The organism is Hydrocarboniphaga effusa AP103, assembly GCF_000271305.1.
Lineage (GTDB): Bacteria > Pseudomonadota > Gammaproteobacteria > Nevskiales > Nevskiaceae > Hydrocarboniphaga > Hydrocarboniphaga effusa.
Genome location: NZ_AKGD01000001.1, coordinates 2,092,639 through 2,119,016, shown reverse-complemented (window position 1 = coordinate 2,119,016; position 26,378 = coordinate 2,092,639). Strand labels below are relative to the sequence as shown.

The 26,378-nt window shown below is 66.8% G+C and carries 26 protein-coding genes; 20 read left to right on the top strand and 6 right to left on the bottom strand.

What is annotated here, in order from left to right; translation table 11 throughout:
• Positions 1-32: 32 nt before the first annotated feature.
• Positions 33-788 (bottom strand): SPOR domain-containing protein, encoded by a 756-nt coding sequence (locus WQQ_RS09300; protein ID WP_007184902.1) that lies wholly within the window; start codon positions 786-788, stop codon positions 33-35.
• Positions 789-2,495, bottom strand: coding sequence for an arginine--tRNA ligase (gene argS, locus WQQ_RS09295; protein ID WP_040453274.1), 1,707 nt, complete (start codon positions 2,493-2,495; stop codon positions 789-791). It abuts the gene before it with no gap.
• A gap of 221 nt (positions 2,496-2,716) precedes the next feature.
• Here argS and WQQ_RS09290 point away from each other — a divergent pair, with 221 nt between their 5' ends.
• From WQQ_RS09290 to WQQ_RS09265, 6 genes are all read left to right on the top strand, one after another.
• Positions 2,717-3,565 carry an SDR family oxidoreductase gene (locus tag WQQ_RS09290; RefSeq protein ID WP_007184899.1) on the top strand — a complete coding sequence of 283 codons (849 nt, stop codon included), beginning with the start codon at positions 2,717-2,719 and terminating at the stop codon, positions 3,563-3,565.
• A gap of 43 nt (positions 3,566-3,608) precedes the next feature.
• Positions 3,609-4,034 carry a large-conductance mechanosensitive channel protein MscL gene (gene mscL, locus WQQ_RS09285; RefSeq protein WP_007184898.1) on the top strand — a complete coding sequence of 142 codons (426 nt, stop codon included), beginning with the start codon at positions 3,609-3,611 and terminating at the stop codon, positions 4,032-4,034.
• Positions 4,035-4,047: 13 nt separating this feature from the next.
• The gene (locus tag WQQ_RS09280) at positions 4,048-4,422 is read left to right on the top strand and encodes a YidH family protein (RefSeq protein ID WP_007184897.1); all 375 of its coding nucleotides are present in this window, start codon (positions 4,048-4,050) and stop codon (positions 4,420-4,422) included.
• A gap of 178 nt (positions 4,423-4,600) precedes the next feature.
• Complete coding sequence (locus WQQ_RS09275; RefSeq protein WP_007184896.1) at positions 4,601-5,725, top strand: NAD(P) transhydrogenase subunit alpha; 1,125 nt, start codon at positions 4,601-4,603, stop codon at positions 5,723-5,725.
• A 12-nt stretch (positions 5,726-5,737) separates the two neighbouring features.
• Complete coding sequence (locus WQQ_RS09270; RefSeq protein ID WP_007184895.1) at positions 5,738-6,031, top strand: NAD(P) transhydrogenase subunit alpha part 2; 294 nt, start codon at positions 5,738-5,740, stop codon at positions 6,029-6,031.
• 5 nt (positions 6,032-6,036) lie between these two features.
• Positions 6,037-7,476, top strand: a complete 1,440-nt coding sequence (locus WQQ_RS09265) for an NAD(P)(+) transhydrogenase (Re/Si-specific) subunit beta (protein ID WP_007184894.1) — start codon at positions 6,037-6,039, stop codon at positions 7,474-7,476.
• A gap of 100 nt (positions 7,477-7,576) precedes the next feature.
• Here WQQ_RS09265 and WQQ_RS09260 read toward each other — a convergent pair whose 3' ends face one another.
• From WQQ_RS09260 to WQQ_RS09245, 4 genes are all read right to left on the bottom strand, one after another.
• Entirely contained in the window at positions 7,577-7,981 is a 405-nt protein-coding gene (locus tag WQQ_RS09260) for a hypothetical protein (RefSeq protein ID WP_007184893.1), read from the bottom strand.
• A 90-nt stretch (positions 7,982-8,071) separates the two neighbouring features.
• On the bottom strand, positions 8,072-8,284 hold the full coding sequence (locus tag WQQ_RS09255; protein WP_007184892.1) for a cold-shock protein: 213 nt from the start codon (positions 8,282-8,284) through the stop codon (positions 8,072-8,074).
• Positions 8,285-8,475: 191 nt separating this feature from the next.
• Complete coding sequence (locus tag WQQ_RS22950; protein WP_007184891.1) at positions 8,476-9,303, bottom strand: DUF2799 domain-containing protein; 828 nt, start codon at positions 9,301-9,303, stop codon at positions 8,476-8,478.
• A gap of 115 nt (positions 9,304-9,418) precedes the next feature.
• A complete protein-coding gene (locus WQQ_RS09245; protein ID WP_007184890.1) occupies positions 9,419-12,148 on the bottom strand; it encodes a tetratricopeptide repeat protein in 2,730 nt (909 codons plus the stop codon).
• 203 nt (positions 12,149-12,351) lie between these two features.
• Here WQQ_RS09245 and WQQ_RS09240 point away from each other — a divergent pair, with 203 nt between their 5' ends.
• The 14 genes from WQQ_RS09240 (at position 12,352) to WQQ_RS09175 (ending at position 26,314) form a co-directional block, all read left to right on the top strand.
• Positions 12,352-12,858: a hypothetical protein gene (locus WQQ_RS09240; RefSeq protein WP_007184888.1), complete on the top strand. Its 507-nt coding sequence runs from the start codon at positions 12,352-12,354 to the stop codon at positions 12,856-12,858.
• Positions 12,859-12,892: 34 nt separating this feature from the next.
• Entirely contained in the window at positions 12,893-13,405 is a 513-nt protein-coding gene (locus tag WQQ_RS09235; protein WP_157534561.1) for a hypothetical protein, read from the top strand.
• A 29-nt stretch (positions 13,406-13,434) separates the two neighbouring features.
• Positions 13,435-16,311, top strand: a complete 2,877-nt coding sequence (locus WQQ_RS09230) for an Ig-like domain-containing protein (protein ID WP_007184886.1) — start codon at positions 13,435-13,437, stop codon at positions 16,309-16,311.
• A 52-nt stretch (positions 16,312-16,363) separates the two neighbouring features.
• Positions 16,364-16,792 carry a hypothetical protein gene (locus WQQ_RS09225; RefSeq protein ID WP_007184885.1) on the top strand — a complete coding sequence of 143 codons (429 nt, stop codon included), beginning with the start codon at positions 16,364-16,366 and terminating at the stop codon, positions 16,790-16,792.
• Positions 16,793-16,820: 28 nt separating this feature from the next.
• A complete protein-coding gene (locus WQQ_RS09220; RefSeq protein ID WP_007184884.1) occupies positions 16,821-17,342 on the top strand; it encodes a hypothetical protein in 522 nt (173 codons plus the stop codon).
• Positions 17,343-17,393: 51 nt separating this feature from the next.
• On the top strand, positions 17,394-19,085 hold the full coding sequence (locus WQQ_RS09215) for a secretin GspD/PilQ domain-containing protein (protein ID WP_007184883.1): 1,692 nt from the start codon (positions 17,394-17,396) through the stop codon (positions 19,083-19,085).
• 83 nt (positions 19,086-19,168) lie between these two features.
• Complete coding sequence (locus WQQ_RS09210; RefSeq protein WP_007184882.1) at positions 19,169-19,891, top strand: queuosine precursor transporter; 723 nt, start codon at positions 19,169-19,171, stop codon at positions 19,889-19,891.
• Positions 19,891-20,307 carry a VOC family protein gene (locus tag WQQ_RS09205; RefSeq protein ID WP_007184881.1) on the top strand — a complete coding sequence of 139 codons (417 nt, stop codon included), beginning with the start codon at positions 19,891-19,893 and terminating at the stop codon, positions 20,305-20,307. The genes WQQ_RS09210 and WQQ_RS09205 overlap by 1 nt, the downstream gene beginning before the upstream one ends.
• A 96-nt stretch (positions 20,308-20,403) precedes the next feature.
• Positions 20,404-21,093, top strand: coding sequence for an HNH endonuclease (locus WQQ_RS09200; protein ID WP_040453270.1), 690 nt, complete (start codon positions 20,404-20,406; stop codon positions 21,091-21,093).
• A gap of 121 nt (positions 21,094-21,214) precedes the next feature.
• Entirely contained in the window at positions 21,215-21,994 is a 780-nt protein-coding gene (locus WQQ_RS09195) for an NRDE family protein (protein ID WP_040453268.1), read from the top strand.
• Positions 21,995-22,154: 160 nt separating this feature from the next.
• The gene (locus WQQ_RS09190; RefSeq protein WP_007184878.1) at positions 22,155-23,870 is read left to right on the top strand and encodes a bifunctional lysophospholipid acyltransferase family protein/GNAT family N-acetyltransferase; all 1,716 of its coding nucleotides are present in this window, start codon (positions 22,155-22,157) and stop codon (positions 23,868-23,870) included.
• Between the two features lie 228 nt (positions 23,871-24,098).
• Entirely contained in the window at positions 24,099-24,578 is a 480-nt protein-coding gene (locus WQQ_RS09185; RefSeq protein WP_157534560.1) for a hypothetical protein, read from the top strand.
• A 1-nt stretch (position 24,579) separates the two neighbouring features.
• Positions 24,580-25,200, top strand: coding sequence for a hypothetical protein (locus WQQ_RS09180; RefSeq protein ID WP_007184876.1), 621 nt, complete (start codon positions 24,580-24,582; stop codon positions 25,198-25,200).
• On the top strand, positions 25,178-26,314 hold the full coding sequence (locus tag WQQ_RS09175; protein WP_157534559.1) for an ATP-binding protein: 1,137 nt from the start codon (positions 25,178-25,180) through the stop codon (positions 26,312-26,314). The genes WQQ_RS09180 and WQQ_RS09175 overlap by 23 nt, the downstream gene beginning before the upstream one ends.
• The last annotated feature ends 64 nt before the right edge of the window (positions 26,315-26,378 follow it).

Sequence of the window (26,378 nt, the reverse complement as noted above, 5' to 3'; positions counted from 1 at the left end):
GCTGCGCCTGGACAAAGGTTGTGGTTGGTTTGCTACTTCACCCGCACGAGCATCCCGTTGATGCCATTGGACTCGAGCTGGGCCAGCGTGTCACGCGCCTTGGCCTCGTCCTTCACCGGCCCGACGCGCACGCGGTAATACGTGTCGCGATTGTCGATGGTCACTTTCTCGATACGCGATTCCACGCCGATCAGCGCGAGCGCGGCCTTCTGGCGCTCGGCTTCGGCCTCGGCCTTGTACGAGGCCACCTGGATGATGAAGGTGTCGCTGCCGGGCTGCGCCTTCACGGCGCCCGGCGCGTTCGCGGCGGCGCCGGACCCGGCCGTCGCGGCATTCGCGGGCGGAGGCGCGGCGCCCGGACGCGTCTTGCCGTCGGCCTGGCTCGGCACCAGCACTTCCTGGCTCGGCAGCAGCTCGTAGAACGTGAAGCGGGACTTCTCCTTCGGCGGAACCGCGATCTTGTCGTCCTTGTCGGCCGATTTTTCGGCCTGCGATTTCGCCTTGGCCTTCGCCGCGGCGGCCTTGCGATCGGCGATGTCCTCGATCTCGTTGGGCTTGAAGCGCTTGCCGTTGACGAGCTCCGACGCGGTCTCCGGATCGCCCACGCCGAGCGAGGCCGAAGTTCCGCGCAGCGGCGTTTCGGTGGGCCGCGAAATGTACACGAACACCGCGACCACCAGCCCCACGGACAGACCGACGAAAGCCCAGACCCAGCCCGGCAGACCGCCGCCGGACGGCTTGCCGCGCGAAGGCTTCCTGTTGCGCGCCGCGTAGTCGCGCGAGGCCATTTACATCTGCTCCGGGGCGCTCACGCCAAGCAGGGCGAGGCCGTTCTGCAGCACCTGCCGCGTGGCGGTCACGAGCGCCAGGCGTGCCTGCGTGAGCTTCGCGTCGTCGACGAGGAAGCGGATGCGCTGGCCCGAGGCGTCGATCGCGTTGTAGTAGCTGTGCAGCAGGTCGGCGAGATCGCGCAGGTAGAAGGCGATGGCATGCGGAGCCGATTGCTCGGCCGCATTGCTCACGGTTTCCGGGAACTTGGCGAGCTGCGTCAGCAGCTCCTTCTCGGGCGTCTCGGTCAGCAGCGACAGATGCGCGCTGCTTGCGGCCGCGTCGAAAGCCACGCCGCGCTCGGCCGCCTGGCGGAACACCGAGCAGATGCGCGCATGCGCGTACTGGATGTAATAGACCGGGTTCTCGTCGGACTTGGACTTGGCGAGGTCGATGTCGAAGGTCAGCTGCGAGTCCGCTTTGCGCGCGATCAAAAAGTAGCGCGTGGCATCGCGACCGACTTCGTCGATCAGATCGCGCAGCGTCACGTAGCTGCCCGCGCGCTTGGAGATCTTCACCTCTTCGCCGCCGCGCATGACCGTGACCATCTGGTGCAGCACATAGTCCGGCCAGCCCTTCGGAATGCCGACATCGAGCGCCTGCAGGCCGGCCCGCACGCGCGTGATGGTGCTGTGATGATCCGCGCCCTGTTCGTTGACCACGCGCTGGTAGCCGCGATTCCACTTGACGTGGTGATAGGCGACGTCGGGCACGAAGTAGGTGTAGCCACCGTCGGTCTTGCGCATCACGCGGTCCTTGTCGTCGCCGAAATCGGTCGTGCGCAGCCACAGCGCACCGCCTTCTTCGAACGTATGACCGCTCGCAATCAGCGCCTTGACGGTCTCTTCGACCTTGCCCTCGCTGTAGAGCGAAGACTCCAGGTAATAGACGTCGAACTTGACGTCGAAGGCCTTGAGGTCCGCGTCCTGCTCGCGCCGCAGGTAGGCGACCGCGAAATCGCGAATCGCATCGAGGTCGTCCGCATCGGCCTCGCCTTTCACTTCGCGATCGTCGGCGGTGACGGTTTCGCCATGCATGTAGGCGCGCGCGACGTCGGCGATGTACTGGCCGCGATAGCCGTCGGCCGGCCAGCCTTCGTCGTCGGGCGTCAGGCCTTTCACGCGCGCGAGCACCGAGGCCGCGAGATTGCTGATCTGCGCGCCCGCGTCGTTGTAGTAGAACTCGCGCGTGACTTCGTAGCCGACCGCCTCGTAGAGCCGCGCGAGCACGTCGCCGACCGCCGCGCCGCGGCCGTGGCCGACGTGCAGCGGGCCGGTCGGGTTGGCCGAGACGAACTCGACCATCAGCTTGCCGCGGCTCGCGCCCTCGCTGCGGCCATAAGCCGCGCCGGCCGCGATGATGTCGCCGACGATGGCCTGGAAGGCATCGGCCGCGAGCGTGAAGTTGATGAAGCCCGGCCCGGCGATCTCCACCTTGGCGACGCGGTTCGAGGCCGGCAGCGCCTTGATCAGCGCCTCGGCGACGGCTCGCGGCGGCTTGCCGAGCGGCTTGGCGAGCAGCATCGCGAGGTTGCTCGCGAAATCGCCGTGCCGGGCGTCCTTGGTCGCCTCGATCTGGAACGTCGACGGCAGCGCGACCTGCGCACTGGATTCGGCCAGCACGGTCGTCGCCGCCTGGCTCATGAGGGACTGCAAATGGGCTTTCATCGGAAGAAACGGTCAGAACACACGACCCGGGAGTCGCAAGGGCACCAGTTTACCCGCCGCCCGGCACAGTCGGGAAAGCAAGCAATACCCTCTCCCTCCGGGTGAGGGGTTCGCCGTGATAGCCAAGCTTCGCTCCTGCGGACGGTCCCTCACCCCCGACCCTCTCCCGGCGGGAGAGGGATGCATAACCCGCTCCCTTCAAAGTTCCCTAGGATGCCGGGATGAATCCTCTGATCCTCATCATCGGCTGCGGCGACATCGGCCTGCGCGTCGGCGCTCTTTTGCTCGCCGACGGCCAGGCCGTGCGCGGACAGGTCCGCAGCCCGGACAGCGCCGACGCGCTCGCCCGGGCCGGCATCGACGCCATCCGCCGCGATCTCGATGAGCCCGCCGTCGATGACGGCGCCGAGCAGGTGTTCTGGTTCGCCCCGCCGCCAGCGAGCGGCGCCCGCGACCCGCGCTTGCGCGGCTGGCTCGCGGCCAACCGGCCCCGGCGCGTCGTCTACATCAGCACCAGCGGCGTCTACGGCGATTGCGAGGGCCGCTGGATCGACGAGAGCGAGCCGCTCAAGCCGCAGACCGATCGCGGGCGCCGCCGGCTCGATGCCGAACGCGCGCTCGCCGAACATGCGGCCGCGCACGGCACCGAGACCGTGATCCTGCGCGTGCCCGGAATCTATGGCCCCGGTCGCCTGCCGATCGCGCGCCTGCAAGCCGGCCACGCGGTGATCGACGAGCGCGAGAGCCCGCCGACCAACCGCATCCACGCCGACGATCTCGCGCTGGCCGCCGTAGCCGCCATGCGGCGCGGCCTGCCGGGTGCGGCCTACAACGTCAGCGACGGCTCGCCGACGACGATGACCGACTACTTCTGCCGCTGCGCGGCGCTGCTCGGCCTGCCGGAGCCCCGGCGCGTGAGCCTCGCCGAGGCTAACCGCACGTTCACGCCGGCCATGCTTTCTTTTCTCGAGGAGTCCAAGCGGCTCGTCACCGATCGCCTGCGCTGCGAACTCGGCGTGACACCGCGCTATCCTGACCTGGCGACCGGTCTACCGAGCTGTCTTGATTAGTCGCGCCCCGTTCCATCGCCCGAAGAAGAAAGGAGTCATTCGCATGAGCCTGGCGGCAGAATTCAAGAAGTTCGCAATGCGCGGCAACGTCATCGACCTCGCGGTCGGTGTGGTGATCGGCGCGGCCTTCGGCAAGATCGTGTCCTCGCTGGTCGCGGACGTGGTGATGCCGCCCTTGGGACTGCTGATCGGCAACGTGAACTTCTCCGATCTGGGCGTCACGCTGCGGGAAGCCGTCGGCGATTCGCCTGCGGTGGTACTGGCTTATGGCAAGTTCGTGCAGAACGTGTTCGATTTCGTGATCGTCGCGGCCGCCATCTTCGCGCTCGTCAAGGGCATCAACGCGCTCAAGCAGCCCGAGCCGCCGCCGCCCGCCGCCACGCCGGCCCCGCCCGAAACCCCGCCCGACGTGAAGCTGCTCGCCGAAATCCGCGACCTGCTCAAGGCTCAGCAGCAACCGCCGGCCTGAGTAGGGGCCACAAGTGGGCGACAGAGACCCGCGTGTCTATTTCGCGGCCGAGCGCACGCTGCTGGCCTGGATCAGAACCGGCATCGCGATCATCGGCCTGGGCTTCGTCGTCGCCCGCTTCGGCTTGTTCCTGCGTCTGGTCGGCGGCCCATCCGCGCAGGCGCAGCCGTCCCACTGGGTTTCGTCGCTGCTCGGCATCGCACTGACCCTGGCCGGCGCGCTGGCGATGTTCGCGGCGCTGCTGCAGCACCGGCTGTTCACGTCCACGCTGCCGCCGCATGACCTGCCGGATCGGTACCAGCGCTCGATCGCTTCGCTGCTGGCACTGGTGATCGGCTGTTTGGGCGTGGGGCTGGCGATTTATCTGCTGCTCGACAGCCCGCGTTGAGCGCCATCGGTATCGACGACTGATATCAACGACCCGGCGCGCTGGCGGAATAGGTAATTTCCCCTAGCGCGAGCTTGGGCTAGACTTCGCCCCGTTTGCCTGCAGAACGCTCATTGCCTAAGCGACTGCTGCAGCGCAAAACCACTATTTCAAAATTGGTCGAAGGGGAGCGTCTCAAATGCCGGTCAAAATTGCCGTGCTGAAGGAAACCCGCCCGAACGAGCGCCGCGTGGCCCTGGTGCCGGTCGTTGCGGACAAGCTTGCGAAGCTGGGCGCGGAGCTGCACATGCAGTCGGGAGCGGGCACCGCGGTCAAGCTCGCGGACGCTGCCTACAAGAACGTGACGTTCGCCGCCAACCCGCAGGGTCTGGTTTCCGACGCCGACATCGTGCTGTCGGTGCAGCCGCCGTCGCTCGAAGTCGTCAACGCGATGAAGGAAGGCAGCATCCTGCTGTCCTTCGTCTACGCGCACAAGGAAGTCGAGATCACCAAGGCGCTGCGCGACAAAAAGATCACTTCTTTCGCGATGGAACTGGTTCCGCGCATCACGCGTGCGCAGTCGATGGACGCGCTGTCCTCGCAGGCCGCGCTGGCCGGTTACTACGGCGTGCTGCTGGGTTCGATCAACATCGCCCGCATGATGCCGATGACCACGTTCGCGACGGGCTCGATCCGTCCGGGCACGATCCTGGTCATGGGCGCCGGCGTGGCCGGCCTGTCCGCCATCGCCACCGCGCGCCGCATCGGCGCCAAGGTCGAAGGCTACGACGTGCGTCCGGAAGTGAAGGAGCAGGTCGAATCGCTCGGCGCCAAGTTCATCGACACCGGCGTCGACGCACGCGGCACCGGCGGTTATGCGCGTGAGCTGACACAGGAAGAGAAGGACAAGATCGCGTCGGTCGTCACCAAGCATATTCAATCGGCCGACATCATCATCACCACGGCCTCCATTCCGGGCCGTCCGTCGCCCAAGCTCATCACCAGGGCGCAGATCGAGGGCATGAAGTCGGGCTCGGTGATCATCGACCTCGCGTCCGAAGGCGGCGGCAACACCGAAGCCACGGTGCCGGGCGAAACCGTGCAGGTCGGCCAGACGACGATCGTCGGCCCGCTCAACGTGCCGTCGATGCTCGGCGAGCACGCATCGGAGCTGTACGCAAAGAACCAGTACAACCTGATCGAGCTGTTCCTCAAGGACAAGGCGATCAGCATCGACTGGAACGACGAGGTGCTCGCCAAGAGCTGCCTCACGCACGCGGGCGAAATCAAGAACGAAGCCGCTGCCAAAGCGGTTGCCGGCTAAGGGGAGCGAAACATGCTGACGGGTTTCATTGCGCTGTACATCTTCATGCTCGCGGCCTTCACGGGCTACGAGATCATCGGCCGCGTGCCGTCGATCCTTCACACGCCGCTGATGTCGGGCAGCAACTTCGTGCACGGCATCGTCGTGGTCGGCGCGCTGTACGCGCTGCTCAACGCCACGTCCGTCACCGAGCAGGTGATCGGTTTCGTCGGCGTGCTGCTCGGCGCGGGTAACGCGGCCGGCGGCTACGTGGTGACCGAGCGCATGCTGCAGATGTTCAAGTCGTCGGACAAGAAGAAGGCCTGATCGACATGAACGCTCTTTCCACGGCAACTCTGATCATCGACGCGGCGTTCCTCGCGGCGGCGTTTCTCTTCATCTACGGCCTCAAGCGCATGTCCTCGCCGGTCACGGCGGCCTCGGGCATTCGCGTCGCGGGCCTCGGCATGCTCGTCGCGGTGCTCGCGAGCTTCCTCTATGTGTTCGGCGTGTCCGAGGCGGCCAAGCCGCATCTGACCGTCAACGTCATCCTCGGCGCGGTCGCGCTCGTGCTGGGCCTCGGTTGGGCCTGGACCAGCGGCAAGAAGGTCGAAATGACCGCGATGCCGCAGATGGTCGCGCTCTACAACGGCATGGGCGGCGGCGCGGCCGCTGCGATCGGCGCGGTGGAGCTGTTCCGCACGAGCGCGGAGCACAGCACCATTCCGCTGGTCGTCACCATCATCGGCTCGCTGATCGGTGCGATTTCGCTGTCGGGTTCGCTGATCGCCTGGGCCAAGCTCGACGGTCGCGTCAACGGCACCTGGCGCTTCACCGGCCTGCAGCTCATGAACGGCACGGTGTTCTTCGCCACGCTCGCGCTGGGCCTGTACATCGCGCTGGTCGCGCACGGCCACGCGCCGGTCTGGATGACCGCCGCGTTCTTCGTGCTCGCGCTGATCTTCGGCGTGCTCATGACGATGCCGATCGGCGGCGCCGACATGCCGGTGGTGATCTCGCTGTACAACGCGTTCACGGGTCTGGCGGTGGGCTTCGAAGGCTTCGTGCTGCAGAACCCGGCGCTGATGATCGCCGGCATGGTGGTGGGCTCGGCCGGCACGCTGCTGACGCTGCTGATGGCCAAGGCGATGAACCGCTCGGTGAGCAACGTGATCTTCTCCAACTTCGGCGCCGCCGGCGACGAGCAGCAGGGCGAGATCAAGGGCAGCATGAAACCGGTCGATGCGGGCGACGCCGGCATCAACATGCGCTATGCGAGCAAGGTCATCATCGCGCCGGGCTACGGTCTGGCCGTGGCGCAGGCGCAGCACAAGCTCTTCGAGTTCGTGAAGCTCATCCAGGAGCAGGGCGTGGAAGTGAAGTTCGCGATCCACCCGGTCGCGGGCCGCATGCCCGGTCACATGAACGTGCTGCTCGCCGAAGCCGGCGTGCCGTACGACATCATCTACGACATGGAAGACATCAACAGCGAGTTCAAGGATGCCGACGTCGCCATCGTGATCGGCGCCAACGACACCGTGAACCCGGCTGCACGCACCAACAAGAGCAGCCCGATCTACGGCATGCCGATTCTCAACGTCGACCAGGCCAAGCAGGTCTACGTGGTCAAGCGTGGCCAGGGCAAGGGCTACTCGGGCGTGGAGAACGAGCTGTTCTTCGCCGACAACACCAACATGGTCTACGGCGACGCGCAGAAGGTGATGGTGCAGATGATCCAGGCCGTGAAGTCGCTGGATGGCGGCGGGCACTGATCCGCGCTGAGCATCGCGCTGCAAACGAAAAAGCCGCCGAAAGGCGGCTTTTTCGTGAGGTCACCGCATGACGGCGACCTTGCCTGCGCAACCCGAACGGCTACGCGCTTTCGGCCGACGAAGCGACCGGCGCGACCACCGGCTCGGCGGCGGGACGCGCGGAGACGGCGGGCATGAAGCTCGACAAGGTGATGGGCGCGATCTGCATGTGCTGATCGTAGAACGCCTTCACCTGGCTATCGGCTTCCTGGCGGCTGAGGGCATGGCGCAGCTGCACCAGCCCGGCGAGCACGTTGATGTCGCCATTGCTGCGGCTGAGCTCGGTGGCGTGCACCTTGCTCCAGGTGGTGCCGGCGATGCCGAGCACGGTCTTCCACTTGGCGAAGCGCGCCTGCTCGATCGCATCGGCGTGAGCGCGCAGCTGGCTCTTGGTCGGCGAGCCGGGTGCACGGCGCACTTTGGGCGCTTCGTCTCGCAGCGGCTTGCGGTTGTTCTTGGGTCTCATGGGAATCTCCTGCCTGAGAATGGAACGCGGCCGGGCCGCGTACAAAGGCGGCGGCGCATCGCACCGCCGCTACGACTCCGCACGCAGCGATCAGACCGGGCGGATCTTGGTGGCCTGCATGCCCTTGGGGCCACGCGCTTCGACGTATTCGACGCGCTGACCTTCGGCAAGCGACTTGAAGCCATCGCCGACGATTTCCTTGAAGTGCGCGAACAGGTCCTCGCCACCATTGGCCGGCGTAATGAAGCCGAAGCCCTTGGCGTCGTTGAACCACTTGACGGTGCCGGTTTGGGTATTGCTCATGAGATGTGTTCCTGATGAAGAGAAACGGGCCAACCGCCCGCTGGGCGCAAACGGTCAAGGAACGCATCTGGAATTTCGCGCCGAAGAACCGCTGTGGCGCCAACTAGCTGAATACACTGCCTGATACTTGCGCGGGGCACGGTACGCGCATTTGACCGGGATGTCGAACCGAGGTGCCCGCCACGCAACCGCTAGGGACCGTCGTAGCCCATCGCCGGCACCGCATATCGTGCGCTGAGTTCGCCGTCGTTCTGCTCGAAATCCCTGCGCAGTCCCTCATGCTCGTTGCGCAGATAGTCGTACTCGCGTTCCAGGTCGCGGCGGGCACGCCGTTCGAGCAGCTGTGGAGGCGGCGGCGGCGGTTGCGGGTTCTTGCGCATCAGGGCGACGTAGTCGCGGGCGCGCTTGTCGTCGTCGGCGAGGATGCGACCGATGTCGTCCAGGCGAGAACGTCGCTCGTTGAGTGCATTGAGCAGATCCGCAACATGGCGGCCATCCTGATAGGCCGGACGGAAACGGGCATCGAGATCGGGCGGGCACACCTCATCGTAGCTGCCACCATGGCGGCCGACGTCATAGCCGTTCGCAGCCGTGCAATAAACACCGAGCCCCTGCGCGTAACCGATCTTCCACCCGGTTTCGTCGGAGCCGATGCCATGCTCGGCACAGGCCTGACGCTCTTCCTCGTAGCGCACGGGTGATCGGCCGTTGACGCCGCTCTGGTAACCGATCTGCTGCCAGTTCGCCGTCTTGCACTGGTCTTTGCTGAGCGGAGCGCAGCCGCCGCTGAGCAACAGTGCGCCTGCAAGCCCGCACCTGCCGATCAGCGCCCGCATACCGGCAGCTTCAGCACCTTTCATCTCCCTCCGCATCACATTTTCCTTTGCGCCACTTGAAACAGCCTGTCCATTCGTCGAAGCAAGCCGTCGACATCTCCACACGAACTGCGGCATCGGCGACATCGCGGCCGGCGGCGGCTGAACCTGCGCGTCCGAAACAGCAGGCGCGCCGACGATCACGCTTTGGTGGCCGTGCAGTCCATTGAGCCCGTTCTGTCGTCAGTCTTCTCCATGTCCGCTTGCATCCGCAAGGACCTGCGCCCGGTGCCGCTATACGTCGCCGCAGACCTGGTGCTCAGCGCTGCGCGAGCGCCGTGAGCTTCAGCGTCTGCGGATGCGTGGCGCCGATCGCGTTCTCGTAAAGCACCCGCGCCGATTCGTACTGCGCCCGTGCCTCATCCTTTCGCTTCTGCAGGCTGCGTAAATGACCGAGGCTTTCGTGCAGGTAGCCGATGCGCAGGCTGTACTCGGGCAGCGTACGCTGCGCTCTCGCGAGGCCGTCGACGAGCAAACCGTCGGCACGGTCGTATTGCTTGAGCGCGATCAGCGCATCGGCGAGTGTGCGCTGGATCAGCAGCACGTTGGGATGATCCGGTCCCTGCGCTTTCACACTCTGCTCGTGCGCGCGTTCGAGCAGCGGCAGTGCTTCGCTCGCCAGCCCGAGCTGCACGAGCGCTTCGCCCACCCGATTGGCCGAATAGCGCGCCCAGACGTGATCGACGCCATGGGCGAGCACGCGGTTCTCGTAGGCGCGGCGCAGCAGCGGCAGGGCGGCCACCGGATCGCCGCGTTCGAGCAGGAGCTGGCCGCGATAGTGCAGCGCCGTGAGCGTGTACGGATGGGTTTCGCCGACCGTCGCCGCGAGCCCTTCGTAGGCTTCGTCGAACAGCGCCGCGGCTTCGTCCCAGCGGCCCTGGATCATCAGCGCGTCGCCGAGCGTGGTGCGCTGCCAGAGCGCGCGCGGATGCTTCGCGCCCTGCAAGCGGCTCGTGGTGGCGACGACCTCGCGCATCAGCGCTTCGGCTTCGGGCGTGCGATTGAGCTCCAGATAGCAGTCGGCCAGGCTCCACTGCGCGCTCGTGAGGCCAAGCTCATCGACTCCGCGATAATCGTCCACGAGCCGCTGGTACAGCGCGGCCGCTTGCGGATAGCGCCCGCGCTCGTATTGCAGCCAGGCCAGGCCGTCGCGCGCGGATAGCGTGCGCGCATCGAGCTCGCCGAACTTCGTGCGATGGGTCTCGTAAACGCGCCGGTACAAGGCCTCGGAATCGTCGTAGCGGCTTTGCAGCAGGGCGAGCGAGCCGAGCCGGTCGGCGATCGTCAGCGCGAGTTCGGAATCCGCCCCCTGCACGGCTTCGGCCTCGGCGAGCGCCACTTCGAGCCGCTCGCGCGCCTTGGGCCAATCGCCGAGCCCTTCGTAGGCGCGACCCATCGCCAGGCCCATTTCGGCGCGCATCGCCGGGTAGTCGGCGAGCCGCGTCGCCAGCCTGGGCGCGGCTTCGTCGAGCAGGCCCTTGATGCTCAGGGTCGGGCGTCCGCCACCGAACGGATCGGTGGCCGCGAGCACGTCTTCGCCGAGAAAACTCACCGCGGCGCGCGCTTCGGCGGCGGCGGCTTCGGCCCGGTGCTGCGCCTGCCGCGCGTTCCAGAAGCCCCAGCTCGACAGGCCCAGGCCGAGCGCGAGCACGGCGGCGATCGCGCGTTGCAGCTTGCGCCGGTGGCGGCTGCGTTCGAGCGCCGCATGCAGCGTGGCGGCCTCGGCTTCGAGCTCGCGCTGGTGCGCGCGCTGGCTGCGGCGTTCGTCGAGTTCGCGCAGCCGACGCGCGAGTTCGGCCGCGTTGGTGAGCCGCCGCTGCGGATCGCCGGCCGCGGCCGCGGCGACGTCCTCGCGCAGCAGCTCGTCGTCGAGCGTACGCTCCCAGCCCGGCGCGAGCGGCCGGCGCCAGTCACCGACCAGCAGCTGGTAGAGCATCACGCCGAGCGCGTAGAGATCGGACTGCACGGTCGGCTGCTGGCCGGCGAGCAACTCGGGCGCGAGGTACAGCGGCGTGGTGCCGGCCTCGTCGTCGTCGAGCATCGCGGTGAAGCCGAGCCGGGTGATTTCGAGCCGTTCGAGCCGCGCGAGATCGAGCACCCGGCCGCTGCCGAAATCGCCGAGCTTGAGCCGCGGTTCGGCCTCGCTGCCGGCGACGAGCACGTTCGAAGGCTTCAAATCCTTGTGCAGCACGCCGGCCGCATGCGCGGCTGCGAGTACCTCGGCGAGCTGGATCGCGAGCGCGATGCGCTGGGCGACCGGTACCGCCGCCAGGCCGCCGCGCCGCTCGCTCCATTGCAGCAGGCTGCCGCCGGCGACGTGCTCGGCCTCGACGAAGTAGGGCAGCGTTTCGAAATTCCAGTCGAGCAGGCGCAGCAGGTCGTCGCGCGGACCGTAGGTAGCCTGCAGCAGCCGGAACAGCGTGACCTCGCGCTTGAGCGCCGACAGCCCGGCCGCGTCGGTGGCGAACTTGAAGACGCGGCGCTCGCCGGTCTTGGCGTGTTCGGCGAGCCAGACTTCGCCGCCGCCGCCGGCGCCGATCGCCTCGCGCAGCACCCACAGCGGCCGCTGCGGCGGATGTCCGCCCGCGGACAGGCCGGCGCGCAGCTCGGTGGTCGCGGCGATCGGCGCGGCGTCGTGCTCGACCGTCACCGGCGCGATCAGCCGGTAGCCGAAGCCGTGCACGGTCTTGATGACCGCCTGGCCTTCGTCGCCGAGCCCCTGTCGCAGCTTGGCGACGCACTTGGTCAGCACCGACTCGGACAGGATGCGGCCCGGCCACAGGCCTTCGAGCAGCTCGTCCTTGGTCAGCACCTCGTCGGGGTGGCGCAGCAGGAACATCAGCATGTCGAGCGGCTTGGGCTCGAGCTTGACGAGCTGGCCGCGCACCGTGAGTTCGAGCGTGCGGCCGTCGAGCACGCAATCGCCGAAACGCCAGCGCGGGGCGCGGGCCTTGGCGTCGGGGCTGTCGGCGGCGAGTGGCTCGGTCACGACTCGAATGTCTCTGATCGGAGACGGATTTTGACCGCTCGCGTGGGCGCGCGAAACGGCGCCGCCGCAATGGTCGGGAAATGGTCGGAAATCGATCGGGCTTCGGTCCGGATTCGCGCGGCTTCGGGCCTTAGCGTCGGGGTGCCGGAGCCGATCGTCGATCGGGCTCCACATCTCGCAGCCCCCTCGTGAAGGAGAAGCCCATGTCCCTCGAATTCAAACTGCTGCTGCCGCTTGCCGCCCTGCTGCTCGGGCTCGCCGGACCCGCCCGCGCCGAATGCGTGAACGAGGACTACGACGTCGAAGTGCTCGAAGCCGGCACCAAGACCAAGCTGCCGGATGGCCAGCAGGTGACCTCGTCGGCAAAGACGCCGGCCGGCGTGCTCGAAGCGCGGGCACACGTGAAGAAAGGCGTGATCGTCAGCAGCGGGCTGTTCGTCGACGGCAAGGCCGGCGTCGAAACCCCGCTCGCCAAGCTGCCCGCCGAAGCGCAGAAGTGCGCCAGGTTCAAGCCGGTATCGCTGGCACCCAGGGCCGAATCGATCCTGTCCGCGCTGGCCGATTTCGTCGTGCCGGCCGCCGAAGCCCGCTCCTGCCGCGCCAAGCTGATCTTCCGCGCCGAGCACTGCAACTACGACGGCGGCACGCCCACCTGCGGCTACGCGAGCGTTTATTACTCGACGTGCAGCGGCAAGTACTACGTGATGTAAGCCGGCCCGGGCCTTCAAACCACCACTGCCCGCCATGCGACTTATCGCTTCCATTCCAGTCCTGGTGCTGTGCCTGCTGCTCGGCTCTACCGCAGCGCCGGCGCAGACGGCCGTGTCGCCCGCCGTGCCGGGCGCCTGCTTCGGCGCCGCCGGGCAGGGCTGCGCGACCGGAGGCGGCGGCCAGCCGGCCTACTGCAAGCCGGCCGGCGGGCAGCTCGAATGCATGGTGCACGCGGGCAGCATCGAGCACGACGTCTGCTGCGCCGCGCATCCGCAGGGCCAGGGCTGCGGCGGCAAGCCCGGTGTCGCCGCCGACTGCGCCTACGAATGGGAGAAGTCGCAGCAACGCACCTCGCACGGCCTGTACTGGACGCGAAAGCTCGATCCGCAGAAACCCAATCGCAGCGGCATCGCCGACTTCAACGCCCTGTGCGCCCCGGCCGGCGCCGTCGTCGCGCCCGGCGACGAGCGCTGGTGCTGCTCTCGCTCGGCCAGCGCGCTCGCCGAACGCGATCTGCAGGGCATCAACAAGCTGCGCTGCCGCTAGGCGCCGCATCAAGCAAAAGGAATCGCAACATGTTCATCGACAAGGATCGCAGGGATCGCCATGCGCGACGCCCGGGTTGGCGCTCGCTGCTCGCAGCACTCGCGCTGGCCACGCTGGCGGCTTGCAGTGGCGGCGGAGGCAACAACGACGACGGCGACGACACCCCGCCGGTCGATCCACCCGTCGCTGCCGTGCCCGCTCGCATCGAGATCATCGAGACCGGTCTGCTGCTGACCGAACGCGGCCAGACTCGCCTGCTGCACGCGCGCGTTCTCGATGCGTCCGGCGCGACGATCGCAGCGCCGGTGAGCTGGAGCAGTTCCGACAGCGGTCGCCTGTCGATCGACTCCACCGGCCTGCTCAAGGCCGAAGCGGCGAGCGGATCGAGCCAGATCGTCGCAACCACCGGAACGCTGCGGTCGGCTCCGCTGCTGGCGGCCGTGGTCGGCGTCGCCGACGACACGCTGCTGGTGGACGACTCGCAAGTGGTTCGCGGCGCGGTCGAAACCGATCCGGACGCCGAGCCCGGCCTCGACAACACCTACACCGTGATCGTCAGCGGCGTGACCGCGCCCGAGCCCGGAACGCTCGTCGTCGGCACCGGATCGGAGCCGGTCGCCGGTCGCGTGGTCTCCACGCAAACGCGTCCCGAAGGCATCGAACTCACGCTCGCGCTCGCACCCTTGAACGAGTTGTTTCCGGGCCTGGAAATCAACCAGGTCTTCGATCTGTCGCAAGCGCCGGTCGATATTCCCGATGAGATCGCGGCCGATTACGAGATCGCTCGCGAGGGCAACACGTTTTCGTTCACGCCACGCGCCTCGGCCGCCGCTGCGAGCGCCGATGCGCTGGTCGCCAAGGTCGGTGCAGCGGCCGGCACTTCGACGCTGGCTCGCGGCTGCGAAACCTTCATTCCGGATTTTCGCGAAGGCTCGCCGCTGCCGATTTCGATCCTGGCTCCGCCGGCCTTGCGCGTGACCATCAACCCGACCCTCGACGTGCTCTACACCGAAGCGCGCGGGCTCGAACGCCTGCTCGTGCGCGCCTCGCCGGTGGCGAGCGTCGAAGGCGGGCTCAACATCGTGGCCGCGTTCGAAGGCAAGGTGGAATGCAAGGCCGATCTGTTCACCTTCCGCGTACCGGTGGGCGGCGCGCTGTCGATGATCATCAGCGGCCTGGTTCCGGTCGGCGTATCGCTCGAAGCCGGCGGCAAGATCACCGTGGCGACGATGGGCATTTCGTTCAAGAACGAAACCCGCTTCAACGGCCGCGTCGGCCTGGAGTGCAACGGCGACTGCATGTTCGTGGCCGCAGCCGGCGACCTCACCAACACCATCACGCCGACGCTGAACCTGCCCGGCATCGAAGACCTGCGGCTCGAACCGAGCGTGCTCGCCTCGGCCACCGTCGGCGCGAGTCTCGGCAACCCGCTGCTCAAATCGCTGCGCTTCAACGCGTTTCAAGCCAAGGCCGGTCCGCGCCTGTTCGGCAGCTTCGCGCCCAAGACCACGCAGCTCGCCGATCCGCTCTACAAATCCAACTACCGCATCTTCGCGGAGTTTCGCGCCGGACTCGGCACCGGCATCGAAGGCCTGGCCAAGCTCTTCAACATCATTCGGCTCACCGGACTCGAGTTTCTGTCGCAGGTCGATCTCGCCAAATCGCCGACCGGCGTGTTGACGGCGGATCGCGCCGGTTTCGTCACCGGCGACGTGGTGCATTTCGAGCTCGATCTCGATTCCGACAACGTTTCGTTCCTGGGCGATTACAACGTCAAGGACGTGGTGCTGCTGCGTCGCTCCGGCGGGCTCAACGAGGTGATGCGCCTCACCGCGAGCGACGATCAAACCCACTTCGCGTTCGATTTCACCGCGCCCAATGCAGGCGAAGTCGGCGAGTTCAGCGCCTTCGTGATCACGCGCAAGCTGCCGTTCGAGCTGACCGCGCTCGAGCTCGATACCGCGCGTGCGGAGAACCAGCCGCCGACCGCCGTCGCCGACGCCGCCCAGGTCGTCGGCAACGGCGGCGGACACGTCATCGACGTGCTCGCCAACGACACCGATGCGGACGGCGATGCGCTGACGGTCGATGCGGTGACGCAGCCGCAGAACGGCCGTACCGAGATCGTCGGCGCCGGCGATTCGGTTCGCTACATTCCGAACCTCGGCTTCGTCGGCGACGACGCTTTCGGCTACACCGTCAGCGACGGCAAGGGCGGCACTGCGCAAGGCACGGTGAGCGTCACCGTGGAACCGCCGCCGACGGCGAGCGCACTGCTCGAAGAAACCGGTGTGTCGGCCTTCGCACGCGCGCAGTCGTGCAGCAACGGAGCGAGTTGCGGCAGCGTCTTTTCCACCACTGCGGAAATTCAACGCGCCTCGCTGACCGACACGCCCGATACCGGCTTCCGCAGCAATGGCAGCTTCACCGTGCACGCCGAGAAAAGTGGCGAAGGCCGCAGCGCATCGACCGTCGGCAGCGCCTCGTTCAACCTCGATCGCAGCGACGGCCGCGTCGGCGCCATCACCCTGACTTGCGACACCAGCGGCTCGGTGCCAGCGACACCGGAAGGATTCGGCACCGACAGCCAGGGCAACGGTTCCGCCTACGTGCAGTTCCTCGTCGAAGGCGACAAGCCGCTGCGCTATCGCATCAACGGCTTCAGCGGTAGCGCCACCGCCGGGCGTGGCGATTCCAACTTGGAGCTGTCTCTGGACCGCCTGTTCGTGGCCACCGCCGATAAGCGCGAAGGCCTGCAGCAGTCCGGCCCCACCGAAGGCCTGCTGGAGCCGGGCTCGCATGCATTGCGCCTGAACTGCATCTCCCTCGGCAACGGCCATCCAGATGGCGGCGACAACCTGGCCGTCAGCGGCAGCGTGAGCCTGGTGCTGGAAGCCGCGCCTTGAACACCCACTCGAATCCCCTCTGAACCACCGTTCTCACACCGGAGTCACGTTCATGCGCAAACTCAGTTTAAAAGCGGTGCTCACGATGGCCGCCTTTATCGCGCTGTCGTCCGCACAGCCGATCGCGCTCGCACAAAAGCCCATCGATGCCATCAAGCTGCTGCTCGGCAGCTGGAGCAGCAGCGTCAGCGACAAGGAAACCGGCATCACCGAAACCACGGTGATCGAGTTCCGTCCCGATGGCCGCTACGTCACCGCGATTCGCGACAGCGCGTTCAAGCCGCTCAAGGATCAGCAGTCGAACCAGGGCCGCTACAGCGTCGGCAAATCCGACAAGGCCGGCTTCGAACTCAAGATCGAACGCGACCAGAAGGAGCCCGAATCGGAGAAGACCGATGCGAGCGAAACCATGCTGATCAAGATCGTCGACGACAACACCTTGCAGGCCGCCGACGGCTCGACCGTCAAGCGCCTGCGCTGAAAAGCGCAGCATTCAACGGAGATTTTCGATGAAGACGATATTCACGCACGCTCGCAGATTGCTGGGCTCCCTGCTGCTGCTCTCGCTGTTCGGCAGTGCTACGCCGGCGCTCGCGGAACGCTGCTTCGGCGCCGTCGGCCAGCAATGCGGGGGCTTTCATCAAGGCCAGTTCGCCGGCGTTGCGATGTGCCTGCCGGCGTCCAACGGCGCCGATCGCGCCAACTGCAAGGTCAGCGGAGGCAGCATGACGCACGACCCCTGCTGCGCCGCGAATCCGAACGGCGTGATGTGCGGCACCTCGCCCGAGAACAATCGCTGCAGCGCGGAGTGGACTCGCGCGGTCAATCGCGCAGTGTGGAGCTACCAGTGGACGCGCAACGTCAACGACGAAGTGGAGAATACCACCGGCACCGTACGTGGCCCGGACTACTGCGCACGCGACGGTGCCGGCGTGCATCGCAACGATCGCAACTTCTGCTGCTCGGGCAACAGCCATCGCGCCGGATTCTGGGATCGCATCGGCCGTCCCAACCTGTATCGCTGCGATTGATTTGCGATTGATTTGCGCTCGACTTTCGACTTGCTTACGGACCTTCACGCCATGCCTCGCCTCAACCCTCGCAAGCTGCGCGCATCGCTGATTCGATGCGCGGTCTTCACCACCACGCTCGCGCTCTCCGGCTGCGCGTCCAATGCGGCTCGCAAGACGAGTAATGAGCCGATGTCCGACTGGCCACTGGCCGAACGCGCGCTGCGTTCCGGCCAGTGGGAACAGGCGCAGGCACCGATCGCGCGCCTGCTACAACAGGATCTGCGCAATGGCCAGCTGCAGTTCTTGCATGCGCTGACCGAAGAAGGCATCGGCCGTGAACGCGATCGCGCGCGGCTCGATCTCGCGGCCGTCGGGTATGCGAACGCGGAGCGCTTCGCGCCCGGCAATTACTGGGCGCTGCTGCAACTCGGCTACATCGAGCTCGAACGCGGCAACTACCGCACGGCGCAGTCACGCTTCGCCGAAGCCGTGCTCGATCAGCCGCGCCGCTGGGAAGCCTTCTACGGCCTCGGCGTGGCTTCGTACTATCGGCGCGATCTGCCGTTGATGCGTCTCGCGGCCGAACGCAGCTTCGCGCTCGCGCCCGAGCAGCGCGAGTCGATCCGCTTGAATGCGTTTGCGCTCGCAGTCGCAGGCGAGCCCGAAGCGCAAGCGATGACGCAAAAGCTCGTCGCCACCGGAGACGATGCCGATGCGCGCTACGCCATGCGCCGCGTCGCCGAATATCTCGAAGTGGCGCCGGCCGTTCGGCAAACGCCGATCGGCGACGAAGGCGGCGACTCGGCTCCGCTCGCGCCGCTGGCACAGAATCCGGCGAGCGCGCTGAACCAGGTCGTGGTCGAAGTGACGATCCTGCTGAACTCGGTGCTCGACCAGGCCAATCGCGGCGTGAACCTGTTCGACGGCCTGCGTGTGCTGTACGGCTACACCAATACGCTCTCGCAGATCAGCGGCAGCCTGGGCCGCGAAAGCACGCGCACGATCACCTCGCAGATCTCGACGCCGCAGCTCGACTACAGCCTCAACCTGTTCAACGACTCGGGCCAGTATTACAGCGTGGTCGCACGGCCTTCGATCACCGCGCACCTGGGCCGCGAATCGCAGTTCTTCGCCGGGCGCACACTCAACGTCGCGGTCAGCGGCATCAACCTCGGCCAGCTGCAACCGATCGACGTCGGCGTACAGCTCAAGGTCACGCCCGAGTTCATCGACGACAAGCGCGTGGTGTTCAACCTCGATGCGGCGCGCTCGTTTTTGTCGCAGGATCAGATCGGCAATTTCGACAGCTCGCTGACCACGTTCCGGCAATCGGTTTCAGCGACGGCCGACGTCGAGTTCGGGCAGACGCTCGTGCTCAGCGCGCTGTCCGAGCAGGTCAACGACAAGTCGTTTTCGAAAGTGCCCGGCGTCGGCGACGTGCCGGTGGCGAACTGGTTCACCAAGCGCAGCACCGACCTGCGCCGCCAGGAATCGCTGATCATCCTCGTCACGCCCACGCTGCCGCTCAACATCTCCACGCCCGACACGCCCGAATCGCGCGAACAGTCGGTGAACCAGCTGCTCGCACTCTGGAACCAGCGCATCGAGCCGACCTCGGACATCCCCGCCATCATCCGCCGGCTCAAGCAATCGCGCTGGCTGCGCGCACCGGAATCCGGCGACCTGCGCACGCGCCTGCCGCAGGCCGCGCAGTGGAGACGCGAGGCGATCGAGGAGAGCTTGCTGCTGGCGAAGCGCTAGGCCCGCATTTCGGCTAGAGGTTTTGGCGGCGAGCTCTGTTAAGGTTGTGTCGACGCGCGCCCGCGCTCCGAACGATTCGACCCATGCAGAGCTTCCGCTACTACGACTTCTTCGTCGGCGGCGTCGTCGCCGTGCTGCTGTGCTCCAACCTGATCGGGCCCGGCAAGGTCTGCGAGTACGACTTCCCGTTGCTCGGCACGCTGGCGTTCTCGGCCGGCAACCTGTTCTTCCCGATCGGCTACATCTTCGGCGACGTGCTGACCGAGGTTTACGGCTACGCGCGCACGCGCCGGGCGATCTGGGCCGGCTTCGCGGCGATGATCTTCGCCACCGTGATGACCTACGTGGTGCTCGCCATGCCGGTCGCCGACGATCCGTACAACAAGACGCTGCAGCCCGCGCTCGAAACCGTGTTCGGCAACACCTGGCGCATCGTCGTCGGCAGCATGGTCGCGTACTGGGTCGGCGACTTCTTGAACTCCTTCGTGATGGCGAAGATGAAGGTCTGGACCCAGGGCAAGCACCTGTGGTCGCGCACCATCGGTTCGACGGTGGTCGGCCAGTTCGCGGACTCCGCGCTGTTCTACCCTATCGCCTTCCTCGGCCTGTGGTCGGGCAAGGCGCTGATCGCCGCGGTGCTGTTCAACTTCGCGTTCAAGGTGCTGCTCGAAGTGGTGCTGACGCCGGTGACCTACGTCGTCGTCAACGCGCTCAAGCGCGCCGAAGGCGTCGATACCTACGACGCCCACACCAGCTTCAACCCGTTCTCGCTGCGCGACGAGGGCGAGCGCAAGGCGCACGGCTGATGGGCGCGCGGCTGCTCGTCAACATCGACTTCGACGACCTGCCGCGCGCAACCGCGTTCTACACGCAGGCTCTCGGGCTGAGCATCGGGCGTCGCTTCGGTGATGGCGGCATCGAGCTGCTCGGGGCCGAGGCGCCGATTTATCTGCTGGTCAAAGCAGCGGGCTCGCGAGCCTGTTCGGCGAGCGGCGAGACACGCCGTTACGAGCGACACTGGACACCCGTGCATCTCGACTTCGTCGTCGACGATCTGCCGTCCGCGATCGATCGCGCGATGCAGGCCGGCGCGGTGATCGAAGACGCGATGCGCACCGAAAGCTGGGGCCGCATCGCGCACTTCGCCGACCCGTTCGGCAACGGCTTCTGCCTGCTCGAATTCCTGAATCGCGGCTACGACGAGATTGCGCGGGCCGTGTAGTGAAAATTGGTTGAGTCACCGAAGTGCATCAACGTTTGAAAGGGCTATCGCCGCCCTACCCCGCAATCAAATTACTTAGCCCGAATTCAGAGACATATGCCGGACAACATTCTTTCCCACAACGAAATGTGTCGGCGTGAAGGTGTAAACCTGCAGCGCGGAATGAACTATGGGCTCGGCGGCGATCATTCCGTCATTCTCATGTCGGTTCGGCCTAATGCTCCATACAAGGACCGACTGGAGGAAGGCGGAACAGTCTTGGTCTACGAAGGACACGATCACCCGAAAGACGCTTCCTGCCCCAATCCCAAGGTCGTTGACCAACCCGAAATGCTGCCTTCTGGAAAACGAACGCAGAACGGCAAGTTTCACCAGGCTGCGCAGGCCTTCAAGGCGGGGCGGAGTTCCCCGGAACGGGTAAGGGTCTACGAGAAGATCAAGTCGGGCATATGGTCATACAACGGCATCTTTCACCTCGTTGACTCATGGCAGGAGCGCGACGATCACCGGACAGTATTTAAGTTTCGGCTCATTGCTGTGAAGGGCGACGATGATCTGGCAGAGCCTGTCCATATCGACGCAGAGCGGAGAAGAGTTATTCCAACCGCAGTGAAGCTCGAAGTCTGGAAGCGTGACGGTGGCAAATGCCGTCTGTGCGAGGCAGAGGATGAGCTGCACTTTGACCATATCGTGCCATTCTCCCGAGGCGGGACATCGCTTACAGCAGAAAACATTCAGTTGTTGTGCGCGCGCCACAATCTTCAGAAGCGAAATCACATCGAGTGAGCCTGCGGAAAATTCTCCTTTCAACAGATCGCAGCCGACCCAGAAAGAAGCCCACATTGCCGAGCTTGGTTAGCATGCGCGCACGCCCGCCGTGGATCGCCTGCCTACTCATGTGTTCCCCATGTGTCTGATCGCCTTCGCCTGGCAACACCCGCGCTACCGACTCGTGCTCATCGGCAATCGCGATGAATTCCACGGCCGTCCCAGCGCCGCGCTCGCGCGTTGGGACGACGCGCCCGACCTGCTCGCGGGCCGCGACCTGCAGGCTCGCGGCACCTGGCTCGGCGTCTCGGAGAACGGACGGCTCGCCGCCGTCACCAACGTGCGCCTGCCCGAGCCACCCGCACCGCACCTGCTCTCGCGCGGCAAGCTCGCGGTCGATTTCCTGCGCGGCGATGCGGGTGCGCGGGCGCACGCGGATGCGCTCGTGCCGACATTGGCGCGCTACGGCGGCTGCAACCTGCTGCTGTTCGACCGCGAGCACGGGGTCTACGCGAGCAACCAGCCGCAGGCCCGCTCGCAATCGCTCGCGGCCGGCGTCTACGGGCTTTCGAACGCGGCGCTCGACACGCCCTGGCCCAAGACCACCGCCCTGCGCGAAGCGCTCGCCGACTGGCTGCAGGCTGCGGACGAACGCTTCGAGCCACTGTTCGACGCGCTCGCCAGCGAACACCTGCCCACCGACGGCGAACTGCCCGATACCGGCGTCGGACTCGAGCTCGAGCGCCTGGTCGCCCCGGCCTTCATCCGCAATCCGGAGTACGGCACGCGCTGCAGCACGGTGGTGACGATCGGCCACGACGGCGCCGGGCGCATCGTCGAGCGCCGCTTCGGCCACGACGGCGTGCCGCTCGGCGAGACCGCGCTGGCGTTCCGCTGGCCCGAGCGGGCGCCGGCCTAGTCCGGGTTTCCGTCGCGCTCCGGCTCAACGAATGAGCGGCCAAGGCGTCCGACCGGGCGTTCATGTACCCTATGGAAGTCGATAAATAATCACAAACGGCGGCCGGCACGAGGCATCAGCTTCGGTCAGGGCGTCGCAACACCCCGAGCAAGGAGCCCCGATGTCCGAGGCTGACACCCTGCTGTCGCTGCCGCGCCCGCCCGGCCTGGGCTGGCTCAGCGCGATAGCCGAACGCGCGACCGGCCTGCGCCGGATCGCGCGGTTGTACCGCGACACCCCGAGCGGCCTGAATCCGCAGGCCTTCGTCCGCTTCGCCCTGCAGAAGATCGATCTGAGCTGGGTGCTGGCCTCGGGCTCGCCGAGCCAGATTCCGCAGAGCGGCCCGCTGATCATCGTCGCCAATCATCCCTACGGCGCCGCCGACGGCCTGGTGCTGGCCGACCTGCTGCTGCCGCGGCGACCGGACCTGCTGCTGCTCGCCAACACGCTGCTGCGACGCGTGCCCGAGATCGCCCCGCTGATCGCCCCGATCGACGTGTTCCGCCGCGGCGCGAGCGCGGCCGGCCTGCGCATGGCGATGCGCCATTTGAAGGACGGCGGCGCCCTGGTGGTGTTTCCGGCCGGCGAAGTCAGCCGCTGGGACTGGCGCGGCCAGCGCATCGCCGATCCGCCCTGGGCCGACAGCGTGGCGATGCTCGCGCGGCGCAGCGGGGCGCAGATTCTGCCGATGCGCATCGGCGGCCATGCCGCCTGGGGCTCGCTGCTCGCCGGGGCGCTGCATCCGCGCCTGCGCACCGCCTGCCTCGCGCGCGACCTGCTGCGCCAGCGCGGCGACGTGGTGAAGCTGCACGTCGGCGAGCCGATCAAGGCGGCCGAACTCGAACGCCTGGAGTCTTCGACGCAGACCGCTTACCTGCGGCTGCTGACCTATTCGCTCGGCGGCCGTTCGCGGCTCGCGCCGGCCACTGCGCAGGCGCCGCTCGCCGAGCCCATCGACGCCGCCACGCTGGCCGCCGAAGTGGCTGCGCTGCCGGTGGAGTGCAAGCTCGTCTCGCAGCCCAATTTCAGCGTCTTTCGGGCGCGCGCCGCGCAGATTCCGCAGCTGCTGCTCGAGATTGGCCGGCTGCGCGAGCTGAGCTTTCGCCAGGTGCAGGAAGGCACCGGCCGTGCTCGCGATCTCGATGCCTTCGATGCGCACTACGAACACCTGTTCGTCTGGCACGAGACGCAGCGCGAAATCATCGGCGCCTACCGGCTCGGCTTCACCGAGGCGCTGACGCCCAGGCGCGGCGTGGCGGCGCTCTACACGCACACGCTGTTCGATTACGACGAGCGCCTGCTGCGCCGCATCGGCCCGGCGATCGAGCTCGGCCGCTCGTTCGTGCGCCCGGAATGGCAGCGCAATTTCCGCGCGCTGCGCCTGCTCTGGAGCGGCATCGCGACGCTGCTCGATCGCGAGCCGCAGATCCGCTGCCTGTTCGGTCCGGTGAGCATCAGCCCGAGCTACAGCGCGGCCGGCCAGGCGCTCATCGAGGCGGCGCTGTCGGCGCATCACAGCGATGCCGAACTCGCCGCGCTCGTGCGGCCGCGCACGCCGCCGCAACAGCCGCGCGCGGCCGAGGAGACGCGCAACGTGGTGTCGGCACTGGCCGATCCGTCGCTGCTCTCGCGCGTGCTCGCCAGGCTCGAACGCGGTGTCGGCCTGCCGGTGCTCGTGCGTCATTACGTCGAACTCAACGGACGCTTCGCGGGCTTCAACGTCGATGCCGATTTCGGCAGCACGCTCGACGGCCTGGTGTTCGTGCGCGTGGCCGACATTCCACCGCGCGTCCGGGACAAGTTTGGGAGCGCGGCCGCAGGAGCCGGGCATCGGTGAAAACAGGAATTCGTCTCGACGATTCCCGATTCTCCGCTTCCGTTTCCGATCCCCATTCCCCGGCCCGATACCGATGAAGCTGAATTCATGCCCGATACGGCGTAGCTGCGTTGCGATAAGGCCTTTCCCGGCTCGTTTTAAGCGGGCGTCGAAACATTCCGGAGAGCGGACCCGATGGGCTCATCGTCCTGCCCCTGTTCGACTGCGCAGTGGAGCTGGATGCGACGCATGAGATCGGCGCCGACCACGACCTCACCGCGCATGCGCAGGCTGCGCTGGCTCACCGATTCGCTCGGTGGGGCCGCGCTCGGCGCGATGGTCTATGCGATCTGGGCCGTCTGCGTGAACTGGCATGCGAGCCCGCCGCTCGCGATTCGCGCCGGGCTCACGCATTGGGTCATCAGCACCGCGCTGACGTATTGCGACGCGGCCAACATGCGCTACTTCTTCAGCCTCGGACGCACGCGGCTCGAAGGCATGGCGTTCGCGCTGTGCGCCGGGCTCACGCTGACCTACTCGGTGCTCATCACCGCGCACCTGATCGTCGGCACGCCGCACATCGCGCTGACGCTCGCCGTCGGTGTGATTCCGAACATCGTCTACTGCGTCGGCTACACGCTGCTGCTGTCACGCACCACGCACAAACCCAACTCGCGCCTCGAGGCGCGTGCCACTCGAAAGGACACGAGTCCATCAGAAGGCACCTGAAATGCGAACCACGGAAGCAGGGAAGCTTCTCGACGGCACGAGCCGACTGCAAGCCGCCAACCAAAGCCGCCACCAGGACGGGGGCGACGATGGTGCTGCGAACCCTCGATCGCCAATCGAGCTGAGCGAGCTGATCGATTACAACCGCGCGGTGCTCGACCAGGCGTTGACCGTCATCGCGGCGCACGAGGCCAGTCCGCAGGCCGATTTCGCGCAGCATTCGGGCCCGCATCTGCGCCACGTGGTCGAGCACTACGAAGCCCTGCTCGAGCATCTGCACGAGCGACGAATCGATTACGACGATCGCCGCCGCGATCCGCAGGTGCAGCGGTCGCCGCGGTTCGCGCGCATGCGCCTGCAGCAGTTGAGCGCGCTGCTGGCGTCCTTGCGCATCGAATGGCTGCGCGATCCGCTGACGATCCGGCTGCGCGGCGGCCTCGACGGCGAGACCGTGTTCGCGAGCCAGTCGACGATCGCGCGCGAGCTGCTGTTCGTCGCGAGCCATGCGGTGCATCACTACGCGATGATCCAGCTCTACTGCGCGCAGGATGGCATCGACCTGGGTCGCGATTTCGGCAAGGCACCGTCGACGCGTCACCATGAACGACCGCCATCGCACTGAGGCGATCGTGACGCGCCGGCCGAGCCTCGCGCCATGGAGCGCAGCCGAGCCGGTGAGCCTGCCTCTGGCGACACGCTGGAACATCGCGCTCGAACGCGCGCGCCGCTGGGAGTTCTGGCCGGCCTGGCTGTACTACCTGCCGATCATCGGCTGGATTCTGTGGCTCGGCGTGAAGCATCGCTCGTGGACGGCGTTCACCGCCGCGAATCCGGCGATCGAAGCCGGCGGCGTGGTCGGCGAGCGCAAGCATCAGGCGCTGGGACCGCTGCAAGCCAACGCGCCCGAACTCGTCGCGTGCTTCGTGCTGATCGACGAGCGCTTCGCTCCGCTGCGCCTGAGCGCGGCCTTCGATTTCGCAGAAAAGCATGGATATCCCGTCGTGCTCAAGCCCGATGTCGGCTCGCGCGGACGCGGCGTCTACATCGCGCGCGACGGCCAGGGCCTGCGCGACTATCTCGAACGCTTCGACGGCGACGTGATCGCCCAGCGCTACGTCGAGGGTGAGGAATACGGCGTCTTCGTCGCGCGCAAGCCCGGCGAGACGCAGCCGCGCGTGCTGTCGATCGTGAACAAGACCTTCCCGGGCATCGTCGGCGACGGCAAGCGCAGGCTGCGCGAACTGATCCTCGCGGACGCGCGCGCACGGCTCATCGCGAGCGCGCTGTTCGCGCGCTGGTCCGCGCAGCTCGACGAAGTGCCGCTCGCGGGCGAGCGCATCGAGCTGGTCGAAATCGGCGCGCACTGCCGCGGCAGCCTGTTTCTCGACGCCGGCAAGCTCGCGACACCCGCGCTCGTCACCACGCTCACGCGCCTGCTCGATGCGGTGCCCGGCTACGGCTTCGGGCGCATCGACCTGCGCGTGACTAGCGCGGCGCACCTGAGCCGAGGCGAGGGCCTGCAGGTGATCGAGCTCAACGGCGTCACCGCCGAGAGCGCGCACATCTATCAGCCCGGCACGCCGCTGCTGACGGGCTACCGGGCGATGTTCTCGCAGTGGGCGCTGGCCTTCGAGATCGGCCAGGCCAATGCGCGGCTCGGCGCCAAGATCACCGGGCCGTTCGAGCTGCTGCGCCGGTTCCGCGACGATCTGAAGCGCGGCGAACACTGGTTCTGAGCGTCCATCGGCCGGCGTGGTCCTCATCCTCGCGGTTCAGTTTGTATCGCGCTTGGACTTGCAT